Origin of the sequence: Oceanimonas marisflavi (assembly GCF_003049725.1) — a bacterium.
In the GTDB taxonomy this organism is placed as follows: Bacteria; Pseudomonadota; Gammaproteobacteria; order Enterobacterales; family Aeromonadaceae; genus Oceanimonas; species Oceanimonas marisflavi.
This window is the reverse complement of record NZ_QAGM01000010.1, coordinates 78,868-96,519: the sequence shown is the minus strand read 5'-3', so window position 1 is coordinate 96,519 and position 17,652 is coordinate 78,868. Positions and strand designations below refer to the sequence as shown.

At 61.1% G+C, this 17,652-nt stretch carries 17 protein-coding genes; 12 read left to right on the top strand and 5 right to left on the bottom strand.

All coding sequences use genetic code 11. The features are described from left to right. Window positions 1-19 precede the first annotated feature (19 nt). Genes DA373_RS08410 through DA373_RS08400 form a run of 3 tightly spaced genes read left to right on the top strand, consistent with a single transcriptional unit; the run spans window position 20 to window position 1,390 of the window. Window positions 20-433 (top strand): YjfI family protein, encoded by a 414-nt coding sequence (locus tag DA373_RS08410; protein WP_107851862.1) that lies wholly within the window; start codon window positions 20-22, stop codon window positions 431-433. A gap of 10 nt (window positions 434-443) precedes the next feature. Beyond that, window positions 444-1,067, top strand: a complete 624-nt coding sequence (locus tag DA373_RS08405; RefSeq protein ID WP_198650274.1) for a hypothetical protein — start codon at window positions 444-446, stop codon at window positions 1,065-1,067. After that, window positions 1,064-1,390: a hypothetical protein gene (locus DA373_RS08400; protein WP_107851861.1), complete on the top strand. Its 327-nt coding sequence runs from the start codon at window positions 1,064-1,066 to the stop codon at window positions 1,388-1,390. The genes DA373_RS08405 and DA373_RS08400 overlap by 4 nt, the downstream gene beginning before the upstream one ends. 52 nt (window positions 1,391-1,442) lie before the next feature. Here the strand turns inward: DA373_RS08400 and DA373_RS08395 are convergent, their stop codons facing one another. Beyond that, complete coding sequence (locus DA373_RS08395; protein ID WP_107851860.1) at window positions 1,443-2,954, bottom strand: CYTH and CHAD domain-containing protein; 1,512 nt, start codon at window positions 2,952-2,954, stop codon at window positions 1,443-1,445. Between the two features lie 168 nt (window positions 2,955-3,122). Here DA373_RS08395 and DA373_RS08390 point away from each other — a divergent pair, with 168 nt between their 5' ends. The 3 genes from DA373_RS08390 to DA373_RS08380 all read left to right on the top strand — a co-directional run bounded on the left by DA373_RS08390 (window position 3,123) and on the right by DA373_RS08380 (window position 5,808). Beyond that, a complete protein-coding gene (locus DA373_RS08390) occupies window positions 3,123-3,803 on the top strand; it encodes a TIGR00153 family protein (RefSeq protein ID WP_107851859.1) in 681 nt (226 codons plus the stop codon). Between the two features lie 22 nt (window positions 3,804-3,825). Then, window positions 3,826-5,091 (top strand): inorganic phosphate transporter, encoded by a 1,266-nt coding sequence (locus tag DA373_RS08385; protein ID WP_107851858.1) that lies wholly within the window; start codon window positions 3,826-3,828, stop codon window positions 5,089-5,091. Window positions 5,092-5,190: 99 nt separating this feature from the next. Next, complete coding sequence (locus DA373_RS08380) at window positions 5,191-5,808, top strand: TIGR04211 family SH3 domain-containing protein (RefSeq protein ID WP_107851857.1); 618 nt, start codon at window positions 5,191-5,193, stop codon at window positions 5,806-5,808. Window positions 5,809-6,031: 223 nt separating this feature from the next. Here DA373_RS08380 and DA373_RS08375 read toward each other — a convergent pair whose 3' ends face one another. Then, on the bottom strand, window positions 6,032-7,006 hold the full coding sequence (locus tag DA373_RS08375) for a hypothetical protein (protein ID WP_107851891.1): 975 nt from the start codon (window positions 7,004-7,006) through the stop codon (window positions 6,032-6,034). Between the two features lie 234 nt (window positions 7,007-7,240). Here DA373_RS08375 and putA point away from each other — a divergent pair, with 234 nt between their 5' ends. Next, a complete protein-coding gene (gene putA / locus DA373_RS08370) occupies window positions 7,241-10,408 on the top strand; it encodes a bifunctional proline dehydrogenase/L-glutamate gamma-semialdehyde dehydrogenase PutA (RefSeq protein WP_107851856.1) in 3,168 nt (1,055 codons plus the stop codon). Between the two features lie 123 nt (window positions 10,409-10,531). Then, window positions 10,532-11,761, top strand: coding sequence for a multifunctional CCA addition/repair protein (locus DA373_RS08365; RefSeq protein WP_107851855.1), 1,230 nt, complete (start codon window positions 10,532-10,534; stop codon window positions 11,759-11,761). On the opposite strand, the gene DA373_RS08360 is transcribed toward DA373_RS08365, so the two are convergent. Both DA373_RS08360 and folB read right to left on the bottom strand, forming a co-directional pair. After that, entirely contained in the window at window positions 11,752-12,552 is an 801-nt protein-coding gene (locus DA373_RS08360; RefSeq protein WP_107851854.1) for an undecaprenyl-diphosphate phosphatase, read from the bottom strand. The two genes, DA373_RS08365 and DA373_RS08360, sit on opposite strands and share 10 nt — an antisense overlap. 63 nt (window positions 12,553-12,615) lie before the next feature. Next, on the bottom strand, window positions 12,616-12,984 hold the full coding sequence (gene folB, locus DA373_RS08355) for a dihydroneopterin aldolase (RefSeq protein ID WP_107851853.1): 369 nt from the start codon (window positions 12,982-12,984) through the stop codon (window positions 12,616-12,618). 103 nt (window positions 12,985-13,087) lie between these two features. On the opposite strand from folB, the gene plsY reads away from it, so the two are divergent. Continuing rightward, on the top strand, window positions 13,088-13,696 hold the full coding sequence (gene plsY, locus DA373_RS08350) for a glycerol-3-phosphate 1-O-acyltransferase PlsY (RefSeq protein WP_107851852.1): 609 nt from the start codon (window positions 13,088-13,090) through the stop codon (window positions 13,694-13,696). Window positions 13,697-13,780: 84 nt separating this feature from the next. On the opposite strand, the gene tsaD is transcribed toward plsY, so the two are convergent. After that, window positions 13,781-14,797: a tRNA (adenosine(37)-N6)-threonylcarbamoyltransferase complex transferase subunit TsaD gene (gene tsaD / locus DA373_RS08345; RefSeq protein ID WP_107851851.1), complete on the bottom strand. Its 1,017-nt coding sequence runs from the start codon at window positions 14,795-14,797 to the stop codon at window positions 13,781-13,783. 174 nt (window positions 14,798-14,971) lie between these two features. Between tsaD and rpsU the strand changes: the two genes are divergently transcribed. The 3 genes from rpsU to dnaG all read left to right on the top strand — a co-directional run bounded on the left by rpsU (window position 14,972) and on the right by dnaG (window position 17,501). Continuing rightward, window positions 14,972-15,187, top strand: coding sequence for a 30S ribosomal protein S21 (rpsU, locus tag DA373_RS08340; RefSeq protein WP_014293599.1), 216 nt, complete (start codon window positions 14,972-14,974; stop codon window positions 15,185-15,187). A 15-nt stretch (window positions 15,188-15,202) separates the two neighbouring features. Continuing rightward, complete coding sequence (locus tag DA373_RS08335; protein ID WP_107851850.1) at window positions 15,203-15,646, top strand: GatB/YqeY domain-containing protein; 444 nt, start codon at window positions 15,203-15,205, stop codon at window positions 15,644-15,646. 76 nt (window positions 15,647-15,722) lie between these two features. Further along, entirely contained in the window at window positions 15,723-17,501 is a 1,779-nt protein-coding gene (gene dnaG / locus DA373_RS08330; RefSeq protein WP_107851849.1) for a DNA primase, read from the top strand. Window positions 17,502-17,652 lie beyond the last annotated feature (151 nt).

Here is a 17,652-nt window from a genome sequence, read left to right as displayed (position 1 = left end):
TATTATGTCAGGATACTTCATGGAACTATCAGTTATCGGCCGTCATCTGGAGCAGCTGGGCGAGGCCTCAACCACCGGCTTTGCCTTTCAGTGCTATCCCATTCCCGGCGAGGTGGAAGTACTGCGGGTGACGGTGGAAGGGCGGGAAGAGCTGCCCCTGTTTATTTCCGTGTCTGACGATCAAATTCTGTGCATCAGCTACCTGTGGGACGAGAGTCAGGTCAACCCGGCACGGCGCCAGGCCATGCTGGAAGCCATGCTCGACATGAACATTCCCATGCCGCTGTCGGCCTTTGCCCGGCTCGACGACTGGTATGTGGTGTTCGGCGCCCTGTCGCTCAACTCGGCCCTGGCCGACATCGAGCACGAACTGGCGGTGCTGAGCGACAACTGTCTGGAAGTGATCGAAGACATGGCGGAATTTTTGTTGTGAGGACGCCACGATGAGCGTATTGGGTCAGGTTCTGCGCAGCCTGCAGGATGCCGAAGACGGCGGCCTGGATTCGGAACGGGTATGCGTGCAACTGGTGCAGGACTGCCGCCATGGGGAGCAGCACATGCAGGGGCTGGCGCGCCAGTGCGATCAGCTTAAAGGCGAGCTGGCCGCCGTCACCATACAACAACAGCGGCTGGCCGAACAGCAGGCCGGGCTGGAGCAGGCCGTACTGGCGGCACTGGACAGCGATGACCAACAGGCTCACACCCTGGCCGAGGCGCTGGCCCGGCTGGAAAACGAGCAGGAAGGGCTGGCCGTGCAACGGGCTTATGATGAAAAGCGCCTGGCCCATTACCGCCGTCGCTGGCTGGAAGCCGAACGCCACTACCACGATCTTTGCCGGCAGCTGGCCATGGCCAACACCACCCGCTGTGTGCGCCAGACCATGGCCGCCATTCGCGAACATCCGGCGGTTACTCTGGTCAATGCCAAGCAGGCCCTGGCGGATATTCGCGCCCGGGAGCGACAACAGGCCGATGACGAGCCGGCCCCCGCCGGCAGCGAGCCCCGCCGCCACAGTGCCGACGAGGTGCTGGCCCGGCTGCGGCAACAACGGAATAGCCGCTCATGACGCAACGCAAGCTGCCGGAGAAGTGGCAGAGTTCGGTGCGCGCCGCCCGGGCGGTGCAGGTGGCCTTTGACATGGATGAGCAGCTGCAATACCGCATACGCCGCGAGGCGCTGGACAATGGCCTGAGCCCTTCGGATCAGATAAGGCATATTCTGAGCCTGCCCACCTCGGCCAAGCCCAAGCGGCCCCGGCTGACGGTGTCGCTGAGCCCGGACGATTACGAGCGCCTGGCCGAGCGTTACGGCCTGCAGCCGGAGCAGCAGCTGGAGATCAAGCACAAGGTCATGGACGAACTGCTGGAATACAGTAAATCCAAGGGGTGAATGGGGAGCGCCGGCGGCGCTCATGCGGGCGGGCCGCCCGCGCTCCAAACATTCAGCGCCAGTAGGGCGTCAGCTCCAGGGCCTGGCGGCGGGACTGCTCCAGGGCTTCCAGCAAAAAGCCCTGCTTGCGATCCAGCCACTGCTCCAGCTCGTCGGCCTCGTCTGCTTCCAGTTTGTCCACCAGCTCGGGCAGCGGGGACAGCATGTCCAGATCCTCAATGCCGCGTAATATGTCGAGCCAGGGCATGCGAAAGCCGAGCCGCTCCGCCTCCGCAAACAACTTGCTGAAACACAGCCCCACCATCAGGTTGCGGCGCAGCTTGCCCTTTTGCTGAATATACTGCTCCACGCTCAGCTCGTCGGCTCCCAGCGCGCTGTGACGCAGGGTCTGCCAGCTGTCTTCCAGCAAAGGGCTGGCCAGGCTGGCCACCGGCGCCGACAGCAGCGCCTGCTGCTCCCGGGTCAGCCCGGCGCGCCAGTCCTGGCGATAGAGCCAGTGGGTCAGGCCCAGTACCAGGCGGCCATAGCGAGGGCTGTGCAACAGCTCGCGCAGGGCCGCTTCACCGGGCAGGCTCTGCTGCTGTTCGGCCAGCAGCCGGAGCAGGCTTTTGCGGCAGTCGAGCCGGCGCAGGTAATGGCCCTTGTCGGCGGTGAGGTGGGCCAGCATCTGGGCCCGGTCCAGCCAGGACAGCTGCTGCTGCAGCCACAGCAGATCATCCACCCAGCCACTGTTGACCCGAAGCGATACCCGTTCACCGAACATCAGCAATATCTGGTGCACCAGTGATGCTCCTTCCCGCAATTGCACCAGCCAGTCGATATCGGAGCGGGTCAGCCAGCCTTCCTCGTGATGCTGCCAGTGCGCCAGGGCCTGATGCAGCAGGCTCACCATGGCCTGCTCGCAGGATTCACCGGGATCCAGGGCGGCCGGCTCCAGCGCCTGCAGCTCCGGCATGGGGCTGAGCCCCGCCAGCCGGTAGCCGCGCTGCGCCTTGGACACGGCGCCCAGACGCAATCCTCCCTGCTGCACCAGCTGCTCAGCCAGCTCAAACAGTACCGAGGCATCGCCACGCACCAGTTCCAGTTCCAGCTCGCGTATGGTTTCACGATGTTCGCCGGCCTGTACCTCACCTTCATCCAGCGCCAGCTCAATTTCAGTTCCGTTCAGCTCTACCAGCCAGCGGTGACGCACAAAATCGGTGCAGAACAGGGGCTGAAGTCCCTGTTGCAGAGCCTCGGGATCCGCTCCTGCTGGCCAGATTGAAGCGGGGAACAACGACAAGTCCGGGTTGTGCACGCCCAGCTTCACGTTATATTCCGGCCGCTGATGCAGACCACCCACCTGGCTGCCGGCGAGCTTGACGGTCTGCTCCAGCTCGCCGTTCTGGCTGCGAATGCGCAGGCCGGCGCCCAGCCGGCGCAGGCCGAGATCGGCGGTGTCGAAATAGGTATTGGCCAGATGCTGGCGGTTGTGTTCAAGAATTCGGCAGGATGGCAGCAGGTCGGGCAGGTTGCCATTGATTTCGCGTGAGACAAGAAACTTGATCTCGATTTCTGTATCCATAAGGGTGTCCGGAAAACCAACCTTCTGATTTGATAGTTAAAAGCGAAAACTGCTAGCACACTGGCATGACAGTTTTATGAAAAATGCTGTTTTCTTGCCTGGGTAGTTAAGTTACCATTCGCGCCACATTGACGTATCGAGTGTTTTTTCACCGACACAGGGTTGGCTATGCCAGTTAATACTATTTTGGGACTCTTTGCCAAGTCTCCTATCAAGCCCCTGCAGAAGCATGTGATGAAGGTCCATGAAGCTGCGCAGCAATTGGTTCCCTTCTTCGACGCCATGTGGGAGCAGGACTGGGAAAACGCCGAACGCATTCAGCGTCGCATTTCCCAGCTGGAACGGGAAGCCGATGCGCTGAAGCGGGAAATCCGCCTCAAACTCCCCCGCGGTCTCTTTATGCCGGTTGAACGCACCGACATGCTGGAGCTGCTTACCCAGCAGGACAAGATCGCCAACAAGGCGAAAGACATCTCCGGACGCATCGTCGGCCGCCAGATGGCCATTCCGGTCGAGCTCAAATCCGCCTTCATGGATTACCTCAACCGCTGCATCGACGCCACCGCCCAGGCGGCCAAGGCCATTGACGAACTCGACGAACTGCTGGAAACCGGTTTCAAGGGCCGGGAAATGGATCTGGTTACCGACATGATCCATCAGCTCGACCTCATCGAGGACGATACCGACGTCATGCAGGCCAAACTGCGCAAGCAGCTGCAGGCCATTGAAGACAGCTACAATCCCATCGACATCATGTTTCTCTACAAGATCCTTGAATGGGTCGGCGATCTGGCAGATCAGGCCGAGCGGGTAGGCTCCCGCCTGGAACTGATGCTGTCCCGTTCCTGAGTGAAACAACCAAGGTAAATAAATGGATATCATCGCTAACTACGGCACCACGCTGATCCTGGTGGCGGCCGTCTTCGGCTTTTTCATGGCCTGGGGCATTGGCGCCAACGACGTGGCCAACGCCATGGGCACCTCCGTCGGTACCCGTTCACTGACCATCAAACAGGCGATCATTATCGCCATGATCTTCGAGTTTGCCGGTGCCTATCTGGCCGGCGGCGAGGTCACTTCCACCATTCGCAAGGGCATCATTGATGTGGGGGCCTTTGACGGTCACCCGGATCTGCTGGTGTTTGGCATGATTGCCTCACTGCTGGCCGCCGGTGCCTGGCTGCTGCTGGCCTCCTGCTTCGGCTGGCCGGTGTCCACCACCCACTCCATTATCGGCGCCATTATCGGTTTTGCCCTGGTTTCCCTGGGCTCGGAAGCGATTCAGTGGACCATGGTGCTGGGCATCGTCGGCTCCTGGATCATTACTCCCGCGCTGTCGGGTCTGCTGGCCTACTTTACCTTTGTCAGCGTGCAGCGGCTGATTTTCAACGCCGACAGCCCGCTCGACGCCGCCAAAAAATACGTGCCGGCCTATATCTTCCTGACCGCCATGGTGATCTGCCTGGTGACCCTGAAGAAAGGCCTCAAGCACGTGGGTCTGGAGCTGACCGACGTGCAGAGCTGGGGCCTGTCGGTACTGGCTTCCCTGGTCCTGGCCGCTCTGAGCGCCGTTTATATCAAGCGCCAGCGCTACAATCCCCAGGATGACAAGGACATGCATTTCTCCAACGTGGAGAAGGTATTTGGCATTCTGATGGTGATTACCGCCTGTGCCATGGCCTTTGCCCATGGCTCCAACGACGTGGCCAATGCCATCGGTCCGCTGTCGGCCGTGGTCAGCACGGTGGAAAATGCCGGGCAGATTGCCGGCAAGGCGTCCATTGCCTGGTGGATACTGCCTCTGGGCGGCATCGGCATCGTGATCGGTCTGGCCTCCCTCGGCCACAAGGTCATGGCCACCGTGGGCACCGGCATTACCCACCTTACCCCCAGCCGGGGCTTTGCGGCTCAGTTGGCTACCGCTGCGACAGTGGTGATCGCATCGGGTACCGGTCTGCCCATTTCCACCACCCAGACTCTGGTGGGGGCGGTGATCGGTGTCGGCATGGCCCGGGGTATTGCCGCCCTGAACCTCAATGTGGTGCGTAATATCGCGGTTTCCTGGGTAGTCACCCTGCCCGCCGGCGCCATACTGGCCATTGTGTTCTTCTATGCCATTCAGTGGATGTTTACCTGATACCACTCGACAACAAGGGGGCTGCGGCCCCCTTGTTCTTGTCCTCCCCGCCCCCCGCCATTACCATGGCGTTACTACCAAAGCCCCAAGGATTATCAGGTGAACGCAAAACTTCTGCTGCCGCTGCTGTGCAGCCTGCTGTGGGTGAGTCAGGCCGGCGCCGCCACCCGTTATATTTCCGATGATGTCTACGCCTTTCTGCATGCGGGCCCCAGCAACCAGTACCGCATTATCGGCTCCATCAATTCCGGTGAAGCGGTGGAGTTTCTCGGCCGTAATAATGACACCGAGTATGTGCAGATCAAGGACATCGACGGCCGCACCGGCTGGATTGACGGCCGTTTTCTGCAAACCGAGGAAAGCTTTCGATCCCGCCTGCCGGCGCTGGAAAAGGCGCTGAGCGATGCCCGGGATCAGCTGGACACTTTGGATGAGCGTCACGCCCAGGATGTGGCCGACAAGGTCAACCTGATTGAACGTCAGCAGCAGGAGCTGGCCACCCTCAAGGTCCGGCTGAATGAACTGAACAGCAGTCACCAGCGGCTTTCCAGCGAAAATGAGCGCCTGACCAGCCTGATGGACAACAAGGAACACCAGATGCGCCTGGACTGGCTGGTGCACGGCGGTCTGGTGGCCGGCGTGGGTGCCCTGCTGGGCTTTGTATTGCCGATGATCCCCCTGCGCCGGCGGCGCCGTCAGGACAGGTGGATGAACTAAACCCCGGGGATTAGGGATTAGGGATTAGGGATTAGGGATTAGGGATTAGGAAGTCTGCAGGTGCATCACAGTGCCTGCAGACTTTTTTGTTTATGCGGATAGCTCGAAACAACCAGACGATGATCGGTAGGTTGGCGATGAGCGAAGCGAATCCCAACAAGGGAGCCGACGGCTAAAAAAACACACCACTTACAGCTGACAGCTTACAGCTCCCCGCAGGGGATCAGTCGTCATTCAGCGCGAAGTGCCGGTTAGGCTTGCGGTAGACCACGCCGTCCTGCTGCAGCCAGTGAAAGATGTCTTCCACCTCTTCCTTTGACTTGTTCAGCAGCGCCGACACCGCACTCTTGGCGCAACGCAGCTCGCCCGCCTTCAGCCGTTCAACCAGCTCGTGATAATAGTCGGGCCGTTGTACCGGCTCTGAGGGGGTGGCTGTGTCGGGGACCGGCTCGGGGTGCAGCGGCACCGCCGTGGGCTGGGCACCATTTTGGCGGTGACTGCGACGAAAGCGGATCTCTTCACCCAGCAAGGAGATAAAGAAGGCGGCGAAGAAGTCGAGCAGCATCGACAGCGCCGCCACTATGCCAAACTGCACCCGGGACAGAGGCCAGCCCAGTCCGTCCGCCAGACTGCTCATCAGCCCCATCAGCGAACTCTGGCTTTCCACCGCCACCCGATCCCGCTCCCGGCGCAGCTCGTCCTGGCGGGCCATCAGCTCCTTGTTGCGCGCCAGCATACGGGTCATGCCATTGGCGATGCGGTTCATCTCGATATAGGCCTGAGCCGCCTGCTCGTTGATTTCAATTTCCCGATCCAGTGCCGTGATCTTGTCGTTATAACTCTGCACCAGGGCGGCTTTGGCCTCGTCTCCCTGCAGCAGGGTATTGGTGGCGGCGTTAATGCCCCCCACACTGCCGGCGATGGACAGGGCCGCCAGAATGCCATAAAAACAGAAGGCCTTGCCGGCGCCCAGCCGGTCCCGGCGATTGAGCCGCTCCCCCATTTCGTACCAGATGTAGAACTTGCCCACCTCAAAGACCAGCGCCAGGCCACCAAACATCGCCTTCATCAGCGGCCCCTGCTCCAGAGACAAAAACAATAACAGGGAAAACACCATGGAAGCGGCAATGGAAGCACCGGTGATCAGGTAAATCACGGACAGGGCAAAGGGCCCTTTGGGAAGACGTTGATAGCGCACGGGCTGAATACCAGAAACAAAACGAGCGAGCATTATAGAGTGCGTTGATCCACAGGCAAGGCAGAGCTGCACTATCGGTCACTATCACCACACCCCTCGCCGGGCCCGGCGGCAACGGTTTGAACTATATTCATTGCAGCAAGGCGGTCTTTGTTTTATCTGCTCACCACCAACAAAACAAGGGCCGGCCACCTGTCATCACACCTTTTTAGACACAACATCAGGACACTTGCCATGTTTACCGTCGCCAATGTGTTTGCCCCCGGTTATCACCCGTCCGATCTGGCCGCGCTGCGTCAGGACATAACCCACAACTATGCCGTGGACGAAAGCGCCTGGCTGGCCCGGCTGCTGGAGCAGGTGCCTGCCGATGAGCCAACACTGGCAAGGCTGGGTGAAAAGGCTCACCGGCTGGTTACCCGGGTACGAAAGGAAAGCGACGGTGGCGATGGCATCGATGCCTTTTTGCAGCAATACAGCCTGGATACTCAGGAAGGCATCATTCTGATGTGTCTGGCCGAGGCACTGCTGCGCATTCCCGACAGCCACACCGCCGATGAGCTGATTAAGGACAAACTCTCCGGCGCCGACTGGGCCAGGCACTTTCGCCAGAGTGACTCCACCCTGGTTAACGCTTCCACCTGGGGACTGATGCTCACCGGGCGCATTGTGCGCATGGACAAAAAGCTAGACGGCAACCCGGCCAATGTGCTGAGCCGCATGATCAACCGGCTGGGCGAGCCGGTAGTGCGCTCGGCCATGTATGCCGCCATGAAAATCATGGGCAAGCAGTTTGTGCTGGGCCGCACCATCTCTGAAGCACTCAAGGCCAGCCGCAAGTCCCGGGAGCAGGGCTACACCCACTCCTACGACATGCTCGGTGAAGCCGCCCTGACCGCCGCCGATGCCGAAAAATACCGGGCCGACTACGCCAGCGCCATCGCCGCCGTGGGCGCCGAGAAACTCAACAACCCGGACGTACCGCGCCCGTCCATTTCCATCAAGCTGTCGGCCCTGCACCCTCGCTATGAAGAAGCCAGCCGCGGGCGGGTACTCACAGAGCTGCACGCCACCGTAACAGAGCTGCTGAAAAGCGCCCGTAAACTGAATGTGTTTATCACCATAGACGCGGAAGAAATGGATCGGCTGGAGCTGTCTCTCGATCTGTTCGAGAAACTCTATCGCAGCGAGGTGAACAAGGGCTGGGGCGGCCTGGGACTGGTGGTTCAGGCCTATTCCAAACGGGCCCTGCCGGTACTGTGCTGGCTCACCGCCCTGGCCCGGGAACAGGGTGACGAAGTGCCGGTACGACTGGTAAAAGGCGCCTACTGGGACAGCGAAATCAAGCACAGCCAGCAGGCCGGGCTCGACGGCTACCCAGTCTATACCCGCAAGGCCGGCACCGATGTGGCCTACCTGGCCTGTGCCCGCTACCTGCTGAGCAAGGCCACCGAAGGGGCCATCTATCCTCAGTTTGCCACCCACAATGCCCATACGGTGGTGGCCGTGCTCGATATGGCCGGTGAACGGCGCTTTGAATTCCAGCGCCTGCACGGCATGGGCGAAGAGCTTTACGACGCCGTGCTGGCGGAAAACCCGAGCCTTGACTGTCGTATTTACGCCCCGGTGGGCGCCCACAAGGATTTGCTGCCCTATCTGGTACGCCGGCTGCTGGAAAACGGCGCCAATACCTCCTTTGTACACAAGCTGGTGGATCCGGATACCCCCATCGAAACCCTGATCACTCACCCGGTGACCAGCCTGCGGGAATGCCACAGCCTGGCCAACGACAGGATCCCCCTGCCCCGGAACATTTTTGACGACCGCAAAAACTCCGCCGGTTTCAACCTGAATATCGAGGCCGTGCGCGCGCCCCTGTTTCAGAAACTGGAGCAACTTGCCGGCAAACACTGGCAGGCCGCCCCCCTGGTGGGCGGCAAGGCCGTGAGCGGTGACAAGCGCCCGGTGATCAGTCCACAGAACAGGGAACATAAGGTCGGTGACGTGGTGTTCGCCGACAAGGCCACGGTGGAGCAGGCCATCACTCACGCCGAAAACGCCTTTCGGGACTGGCGCGACACCCCGGCCGAGATCCGGGCTCAGGCGCTGGAAAAACTGGCGGACCTGCTTGAGGAGCACAGTGCCGAATTTATTTCTCTGTGTACTCAAGAAGCGGGCAAACTGCTGCAGGACGGTATCGACGAGGTGCGTGAGGCGGTGGACTTCTGCCGGTATTACGCCAATGAGGGCCGCCGGCTGATGGCCGAGCCCGAAAAACTGCCCGGCTACACCGGCGAACTCAACCTGCTGCAGGCTCAGGGGCGTGGCCCCTTTGTGTGCATCAGCCCGTGGAACTTTCCGCTGGCGATCTTTCTCGGCCAAGTGAGCGCCGCCCTGATGACCGGCAATACCGTGCTGGCCAAACCCGCCGAGCAGACCAGTCTGATCGCCCATCTGGCGGTGACCCTGGCTCACCAGGCCGGCATTCCCGGTGACGTGCTGCAACTGCTGCCCGGCGACGGTGCTACCACAGGCGCGGCGCTGACCGGGGATCCGCGTATTGCCGGGGTCTGCTTTACCGGCTCCACCGACACCGCCCAGCTTATCAATATGACCCTGGCCAAGCGCAATGGCGCCATCGTGCCGCTGGTGGCCGAGACCGGCGGCCAGAACGCCATGATCGTGGACTCCACCGCCCTGCCCGAGCAGGTGGTACGGGATGTACTGCGCGCTGCCTTTCAGAGCGCCGGCCAGCGCTGCTCGGCACTGCGGGTGCTGTATTTACAGGACGACATTGCCGACCGGGCACTGGAAATCCTTGAAGGTGCCATGCAGGAGCTGAGCGTCGCCGATCCGGCGCTCTGGTCCACCGACGTGGGCCCGGTGATCGACGCTGATGCCCAGGCCGGGCTGCAGGCTCACCTGGACGCCATGAAGGCCGCCGGCCACCGTGTGATTGCCGAGGCTCCCATGACGGATGCCTGCGCCAACGGCTTCTATATTTGCCCCACGGCACTGGAGGTTGGCAGTATCGGTGAGCTCAGCAAGGAGCAATTCGGTCCCATACTGCATGTGGTGCGCTTCAAGGCAAAAGACATCGACAAGGTGATCGACGATATCAATGCCACCGGTTATGGCCTGACCCTGGGTGTGCACAGCCGCAACGAGTCGTTCGCCGCCCATGTGGCCAAGCGGGCCGAGGTGGGCAATGTCTACATTAACCGGGATCAGATTGGTGCCATGGTGGGCGTGCAGCCCTTTGGCGGTCGCGGGCTGTCCGGCACCGGCCCCAAGGCCGGCGGCCCTCATTACCTGACCCGGTTCATTACCGAAAAGACCATTACCAACAACACCACCGCCATCGGCGGCAATGCCACTCTGCTGTCGCTGGGAGAAGGGTAAATACAACCCCTCCCCTTAACAAGGGGAGGGAAACACAACCGAAAATGATTCTCAAAGGCGCTGAGGCGCCTTTTTTATTTTCAGCCGTTATAATGACCGTTTTGTATTCGGGGGGAGCTGGCGTTGAGAATCTATCTGGTAGGTGGCGCAGTCAGGGATACACTGCTGGGTCTGAGGGTAAAAGAGCGGGACTACATGGTGGTGGGTGCCACACCGACGCAGTTACTCGAACTTGGCTACACCCAGGTAGGCAAGGACTTTCCGGTATTTTTGCACCCCCAAAGCAAAGAGGAATACGCCCTCGCCCGCACCGAGCGCAAGGCCGGCTCCGGTTATACCGGCTTTATCTGCGACTTCGGTCCCGAGGTCACCCTGGAAGAAGATCTGCGCCGGCGGGATCTCACCATTAACGCCATTGCGCAAAATGATCAGGGTGAACTGATCGACCCCTATGGCGGCGTGGCCGATATCGAGGCCCGGGTGCTGCGCCATGTGTCCGAGGCCTTTGCCGAAGATCCGCTGCGGGTGCTGCGGGTGGCCCGCTTTGCCGCCCGTTTTCATAACCTGGGCTTTACTCTTGCCCGGGAAACCCAGGCCCTGATGCGCGAGATGGCCGCCAGCGGCGAGCTCACCGCCCTCACCCCCGAGCGGGTATGGAAGGAAACCGAAAAGGCCCTGGCCAGCGACAACCCTCAGGTATTTTTTGAGGTGCTGCGCGAGTGCGGTGCCCTGGCGGTGCTGTTTCCGGAAGTGGACGCCCTGTTTGGCGTGCCCGGCCCCAAAGCCTGGCACCCGGAGATCGACACCGGCCTGCATACCATGATGGTGCTTAAGCGCGCCGCCGATCTGGGCGCCAGCCTGCCCTGCCGCTTTGCCGCCCTGTGTCACGATCTGGGCAAGGCACTGACGCCCCCCGATCACTGGCCCAGCCATCACCATCATGGCGAGCTGGGCGTGGCGCCCATTCGCGCCCTGAGCGAAAGGATAAAGGTACCCAGCGAGCACAGAGAGCTGGCCATATTGATGAGCCGCTGGCATATCTGCCTGCACCGGCTGGCCGAGCCGGCGCCGCAGCAGGCGCACACCGTGCTGGAACTGCTGGATCACACCGACGCCTGGCGCAAGCCGGCTCGCTTTGCCGAGCTGTTGCTGTGCGCTCAGGCCGATCTGCAGGGCCGCACCGGCTTTGAAAACCGCCCCTATCCCCAGCGGGAGCGGTTATGGCAATGGCTGCAGGATCTGAAGCAAATTACCGCAACGCCTTTTGTGGCGCAGGGGCTGAAAGGCCCCGCCATTGGCGAGGCCATTCGTGAGGCGAGGCTGGAGCGACTGAAGCAACTGCTTCAGGCCTGACTCAGCACCGCGATCAGCACGGCGCCCAGCGCCAGCCGGTACAGCACAAAGGGCAGCACGCCCAGGCGATTGAGCAGACTCAGAAACAGGTGAATACAGGCCAGGGCGCTGGCGAACGACACCAGCACACCCAGTGAAACCGCCGGCCAGGACATCACGGCACCGCTGCCCACCAGGCCGCTGGCCTGATGGCTGCCCGCCAGCAGGATCACCGGAATTGACATCAGAAAGGAAAAACGCGCCGCCGCCTGGCGGGTCAGCCCCAGCATCAGGCCGGCGGTGAGGGTAATGCCGCTGCGCGAGGTGCCGGGGATCAGGGCCAGTGCCTGAGCGCAGCCCAGGATCAGGGCGCCACGCCAGCCGGCCTGGTATTCATTCTTGCACTGGTGAGCGATGCGATCCGCCCACCACAGCAGCAGCCCGAATACAATGGTGGCGGTGGCAATCACCCAGCCCGAGCGCAGGTAGGCCCCTATCATATCCCCCAGCAGCAGCCCCGCCACACAGGCGGGCACGGTGGCCAGTATGATGCCCCAGGCAAGCTTCGACTCGGCACTGTGGCCCCCGCCCCGCAGCGATGTCCACCAGCTCAGCGCCAGGGTCACCACCTCTCGCCGAAAGTAGTAAAGCACCGCCAGCAAGCTGCCCAGATGCACCGCCACGTCAAAAGCCATGCCCTGATCGGGCCAGCCCAGCAGCACGGAAGGCAGCACCAGATGAGCGGAGCTGGATACGGGTAAAAACTCGGTCAGCCCCTGGATCAGGGCCAGCAGAATGGCATGAACTTCCATTTATGGGTTCTCTGACAAAAGAGTGGGATCATTGTACCCACTCCCGGTGACAATAACATGACGTCAACCGTTAAGACTTCGGCTGGCAAAGCGTTCGATTTCCACTCCCACGCCGGCGGCATTGGGCACGGCGGCGGGCTTGGTGAGCCGCACCTTGACCGACAGCACCGGAAACTCGGTCAGGATCAGTCGCGCAATGTGTTCGGCCATGGTTTCCACCAGCTCAACATGATTCTGTTCGGCATAGGCGGTGACTTTCTGCGACAGAGTGGCATAGTCCAGTGCGTAATTAATGTCGTCACCTGCCGCCGCAGGCTGGTTGTCAAAGCCCATTTCCAGATCGAACCGAATCTTCTGGCGAATGCCTTTTTCCCACTCGTAAACGCCTATGGTGGTCAATACCTCAAGGCCTTGCACAAACACTTTATCCATCGTCTTCGTCTTCTGTTAAGCTGTGGCTGTCTTTGGCGAGCTGGCCGCGAGGCCTTATCAGCGCGCAATCATAACGGATTGAACCCGGGGTATAAACCGCGAGATGACCGCCCTAACGCTGTTCATGATCATACTGGCTTACCTGGGCGGCTCTGTGTCCAGCGCCGTACTGATCTCGCGCCTCTACCGCCTCCCCGATCCCCGTTCCCATGGCTCCGGCAACCCCGGCGCCACCAATGTGCTGCGCACCGGCAACCGCAGTGCGGCGGTGTGGGTGCTGCTGCTCGACATGCTCAAGGGCACTCTGCCGGTGTACCTGGGCTGGTTTCTCGGCATCAGCCCCTTTTATCTGGCACTGATTGCCATGGCCGCCTGCCTGGGGCACATGTTTCCGCTGTTTTTTCACTTTCGCGGCGGCAAGGGCGTGGCCACGGCCCTGGGCGCACTGCTGCCCCTGGGTATGGACATGGCCGGCCTGCTGCTGATCACCTGGCTGCTGAGTCTGGGGCTGTTCGGCTATTCGTCGCTGGCCTCGCTCATTACCGCCCTGTTTGCGCCCTTGTTCGTCTACTTTATCAAGCCCGAATACACCCTGGCGGTGGCGCTGCTGTCCTGTCTTATCATTATGCGCCACCATCGTAATATCAGCCGGCTGTATCATCACGAGGAAACACCCATCCTCAACCGGCTCAAGCGAAACCGGGAAGAGTAAACTTCGTGAGGGGTGAGGAGTGAGGCGTAAGGTAAACCCTCGCATTCCGCTCTCTCCTCACTCCTGTCCCCTCTCACCTCACCGTCACTCAACCGGCGGCAGTTCGTCCAGCGGCCAGCGCGGGCGGGCACGAACCAGCAACGGCTCAATCTGGCGGGCCTTCAGCCGTTGCAGGCCGGCGTAGGCGATCATGGCGCCATTGTCGGTGCAGTATTCATTGCGCGGATAGAACACCTCCCCCTTGAGCCCTTTCATTAACGCTTCCAGCTGCTCGCGCAGCGACACATTGGCGCTGACGCCGCCGGCCACCACCAGCCGGTTGAGCCCGGTCTGTTCCAGTGCCCGTTTGCACTTGATGGCCAGGGTATCGACCACCGCCTGCTGAAAGGCGTGGGCAATATCGGCCCGGGTCTGCTCATCGTCGCCTTCGGCGGCAATGGTAGTGGCGGTGGCGGTTTTAAGCCCGGAGAAACTGAAGTCCAGCCCGGGTCGGTCGGTCATGGGCCGGGGGAACTTAAAGCGTCCGGGCACGCCGCTTTCGGCCAGTTTGGCCAGGCGTGGGCCGCCCGGGTAGTCGAGCCCCATCAGCTTGGCGGTTTTGTCAAAGGCTTCGCCGGCGGCGTCGTCGATGGACTCGCCGAGGATCTCGTAACGGCCAATGCCGTCCACCCGCACCAGCAGGGTGTGGCCGCCGGACACCAGCAGCGCCACAAAGGGAAAGGCGGGCATGCGCTCTTCCAGCATGGGGGCCAGCAGGTGCCCTTCCATATGGTGCACCGCCACCGCCGGCTTGCCCCAGGCAAAGGCCAGGCTGCGGCCAATGGTGGCCCCCACCAGCAGCGCGCCCATCAGGCCGGGGCCGGCGGTGTAGGCCACGCCGTCGATATCGTCCTTGCTGCAGCCGGCCTCTTTCAGCGCCGCCTCAATCAGCGGAATGGTCTTGCGCACATGATCCCGGCTGGCCAGCTCGGGCACCACGCCGCCATAATCGGCGTGCAGCTTCACCTGGCTGTACAGCTGGTGAGAGAGAATGCCAAGCCGGTCGTCATAGATGGCGATGCCGGTTTCATCGCAGGAGGTTTCGATGCCAAGTACACGCATGGGATTAATGAATAACGCTGTCGAAAAATAGGCAGTCATGTTACCCTGCCCGCGCTTTTTTAACCAGTAAAGGGTTGCCGGACTTTACAGCCGGGCCCGGTTAATAGTAGAATTTCGCACCATTTTATTGTCATACTGGTTGGTAACAGGCCAGTTAACCGAGGTGAGAGGCACATGCCAGTAATTAAAGTACGTGAAAACGAGCCCTTCGACGTAGCCCTGCGTCGCTTCAAGCGTTCCTGCGAAAAGGCCGGTATCCTGTCTGAAGTACGTCGCCGCGAGCACTACGAGAAGCCGACTACCGAGCGCAAGCGCGCCAAGGCTGCCGCTGTTAAGCGTCACGCCAAGAAGCTGGCTCGCGAAAACGCACGTCGCACTCGTCTGTACTAAGGCGCTGTTGATCTCATGTCTTTGAAAGACCAGCTGTCGGAACAGCAGAAAAATGCCATGCGCGCCAAAGACAAGGCACGCCTGGGCACCCTGCGCATGCTGATGGCCGAGATCAAGCAAAAAGAGATCGACAGCCGCGAAACCCTGGACGATGACGGCATCATCGCGGTGATCACCAAGATGGTGAAACAGCGCAAGGATGCCGCCAGCCAGTTCGAACAGGCCGGTCGTCAGGAACTGGCCGACGGTGAACGCCAGGAAATTGCGGTGCTGCAGGAATTCCTGCCGCAACCCCTGACCGAAGACGAGCTGGACGCTTTGCTCACGCAGGCCATCGCCGATACCGGCGCCACCGGCATGCAGGACATGGGCAAGGTAATGGCGGCGCTCAAGCCGCAAATCCAGGGCCGTGCAGACATGGGCAAGGTCAGCGCCACCATCAAGGCCAAACTGGCCTGATAAACCGCCGCTGAACTGCCAACGGGCCGTGCTTCGCGAGAATGCACGGCTTTGTTTTTTGCTTTAACGGTGAATCATGGCTGGCAGAATCCCCCAACAATTTATTGATGATCTCCTCGCCCGTACCGACATTGTCGATTTGATCGATCAACGGGTGCGTCTCAAAAAGGCCGGCAAAAACTACCAGGCCTGCTGCCCCTTTCATAACGAAAAAAGCCCTTCTTTTACCGTCAGCCCCGATAAACAGTTCTATCACTGCTTTGGCTGTGGCGCCCACGGCACCGCCCTTGGCTTTCTGATGGAATACGACGGCCTGGAATTTCTCGACGCCATCGACGAAATGGCGGCGATGCATGGCCTCACCGTGCCCCGGGAAAACACCGGCGGCGGCTCGCCCCAGCAACAGGCGGCGGCCCGGGCCGAGCGCCAGGATCTCTACGGCCTGCTGAATGACATCAGCCACTTTTACCAGCAGCAGCTGCGCAGTGCGCCGGCGGCCATCGATTACCTCAAGGGCAGAGGGCTCAGCGGCGAAGTGGTGAAGCGCTTTGGCATCGGCTATGTGCCGGATCAGTGGGACAGCGTCAAGCGCCGCTTTGGCCAAGACCGCGACAGCGAACGCCAGCTGATCGACGGCGGCATGCTGCTGCAAAACGACAAGGGCCGGGTTTATGACCGCTTTCGCGATCGCATCATGTTTCCCATTCGGGACAGACGCGGCCGCACCATCGGCTTTGGCGGCCGGGTGCTGGGGGACGGCACGCCCAAATACCTGAACTCGCCGGAAACCCCGGTGTTTCACAAGGGCCGCGAGCTCTATGGCCTCTATGAAGTGCGCCAGGCCCACCGCAACCCGGAGCGGGTGCTGGTGGTGGAAGGCTATATGGACGTGGTGGCTCTGGCCCAGTTTGGCATCGACTATGGCGTGGCCAGCCTCGGCACCTCCACCACCAGTGACCAGCTGCAGCTGCTCTATCGCACCACCCGCGAGGTGATCTGTTGCTACGACGGCGACCGCGCCGGCCGCGAGGCCGCCTGGCGGGCGCTGGAAAATGCCCTGCCACTGATGCAGGACGGCCGCAGCCTGCGCTTTGTGTTTGTGCCCGACGGCGAAGACCCCGACAGCCTGGTGCGCAGCCAGGGCAAGGACGCCTTTGAACGGCTGCTGAATAACGCCCAGGACTTTGGCGACTTTCTGTTTGAGCGCCTGGCCCAGGACAGCATGGACGGCGACGCCGGCCAGCACGAGCTGGCCCACAAGGCCGCCGAAGCCATTATGCGGGTGCCCGAAGGTTTTACCCGGGAAGGCCTGGTGACCCGGCTGTCGCGCCAGCTTAACTGGGGCGAGAACGAGCGCCGGGTAAAGGAGCTGTTTGCGCGCTTAAAGCCCGCCGAAGGCCAGGAAAAAGCCCCCGCTGCGCGCCCGCAAAAATTGAAGCTGACCCCGCTTCGACGGGCCATTGCCCTTGTGCTACAATATCCGGCTGCCGCGGCCCGGCTGCCGGATATGCCGGCGCTGGAAGAGCTGTCCATGCCGGGCATGGAACTGCTGCTGGCACTGCTGGGCATGGTGCGCCAGCAGCCCGGAATGAGCACCGCCCAGTTGCTGGAGCACTGGCGTGGTCATCCGTCCGAGCCGGCCCTGTCCCGGCTTGCCATGGCGGAAAACGCCTTTGCCGGCGACAATATCGAGCAGGAGCTGCAGGACATTTTCGTGGTACTCATCAACGACTACCTGTCCCGGCGCATTGAGCTGCTGCAACAAAAAAGCCGCAGCCGCGACGGACTGACACCATCGGAAAAACAGGAATTACTGCTGCTGCTGACAGAAAGCAAGGGCGGCACGGTCTTATAATTGAAAAACGGGCAACCTGCCCCAAGATTGTAGTGAAGGCCCGGACACGGGTAGAAGATAAACCATTGAACGCTGCAGCACGCTCGGCTCAAGGGCGAGGTGTTGGCAAGCTCGGACCAGTTAGCCAGACTGGTCAAATTTTGTTATAATC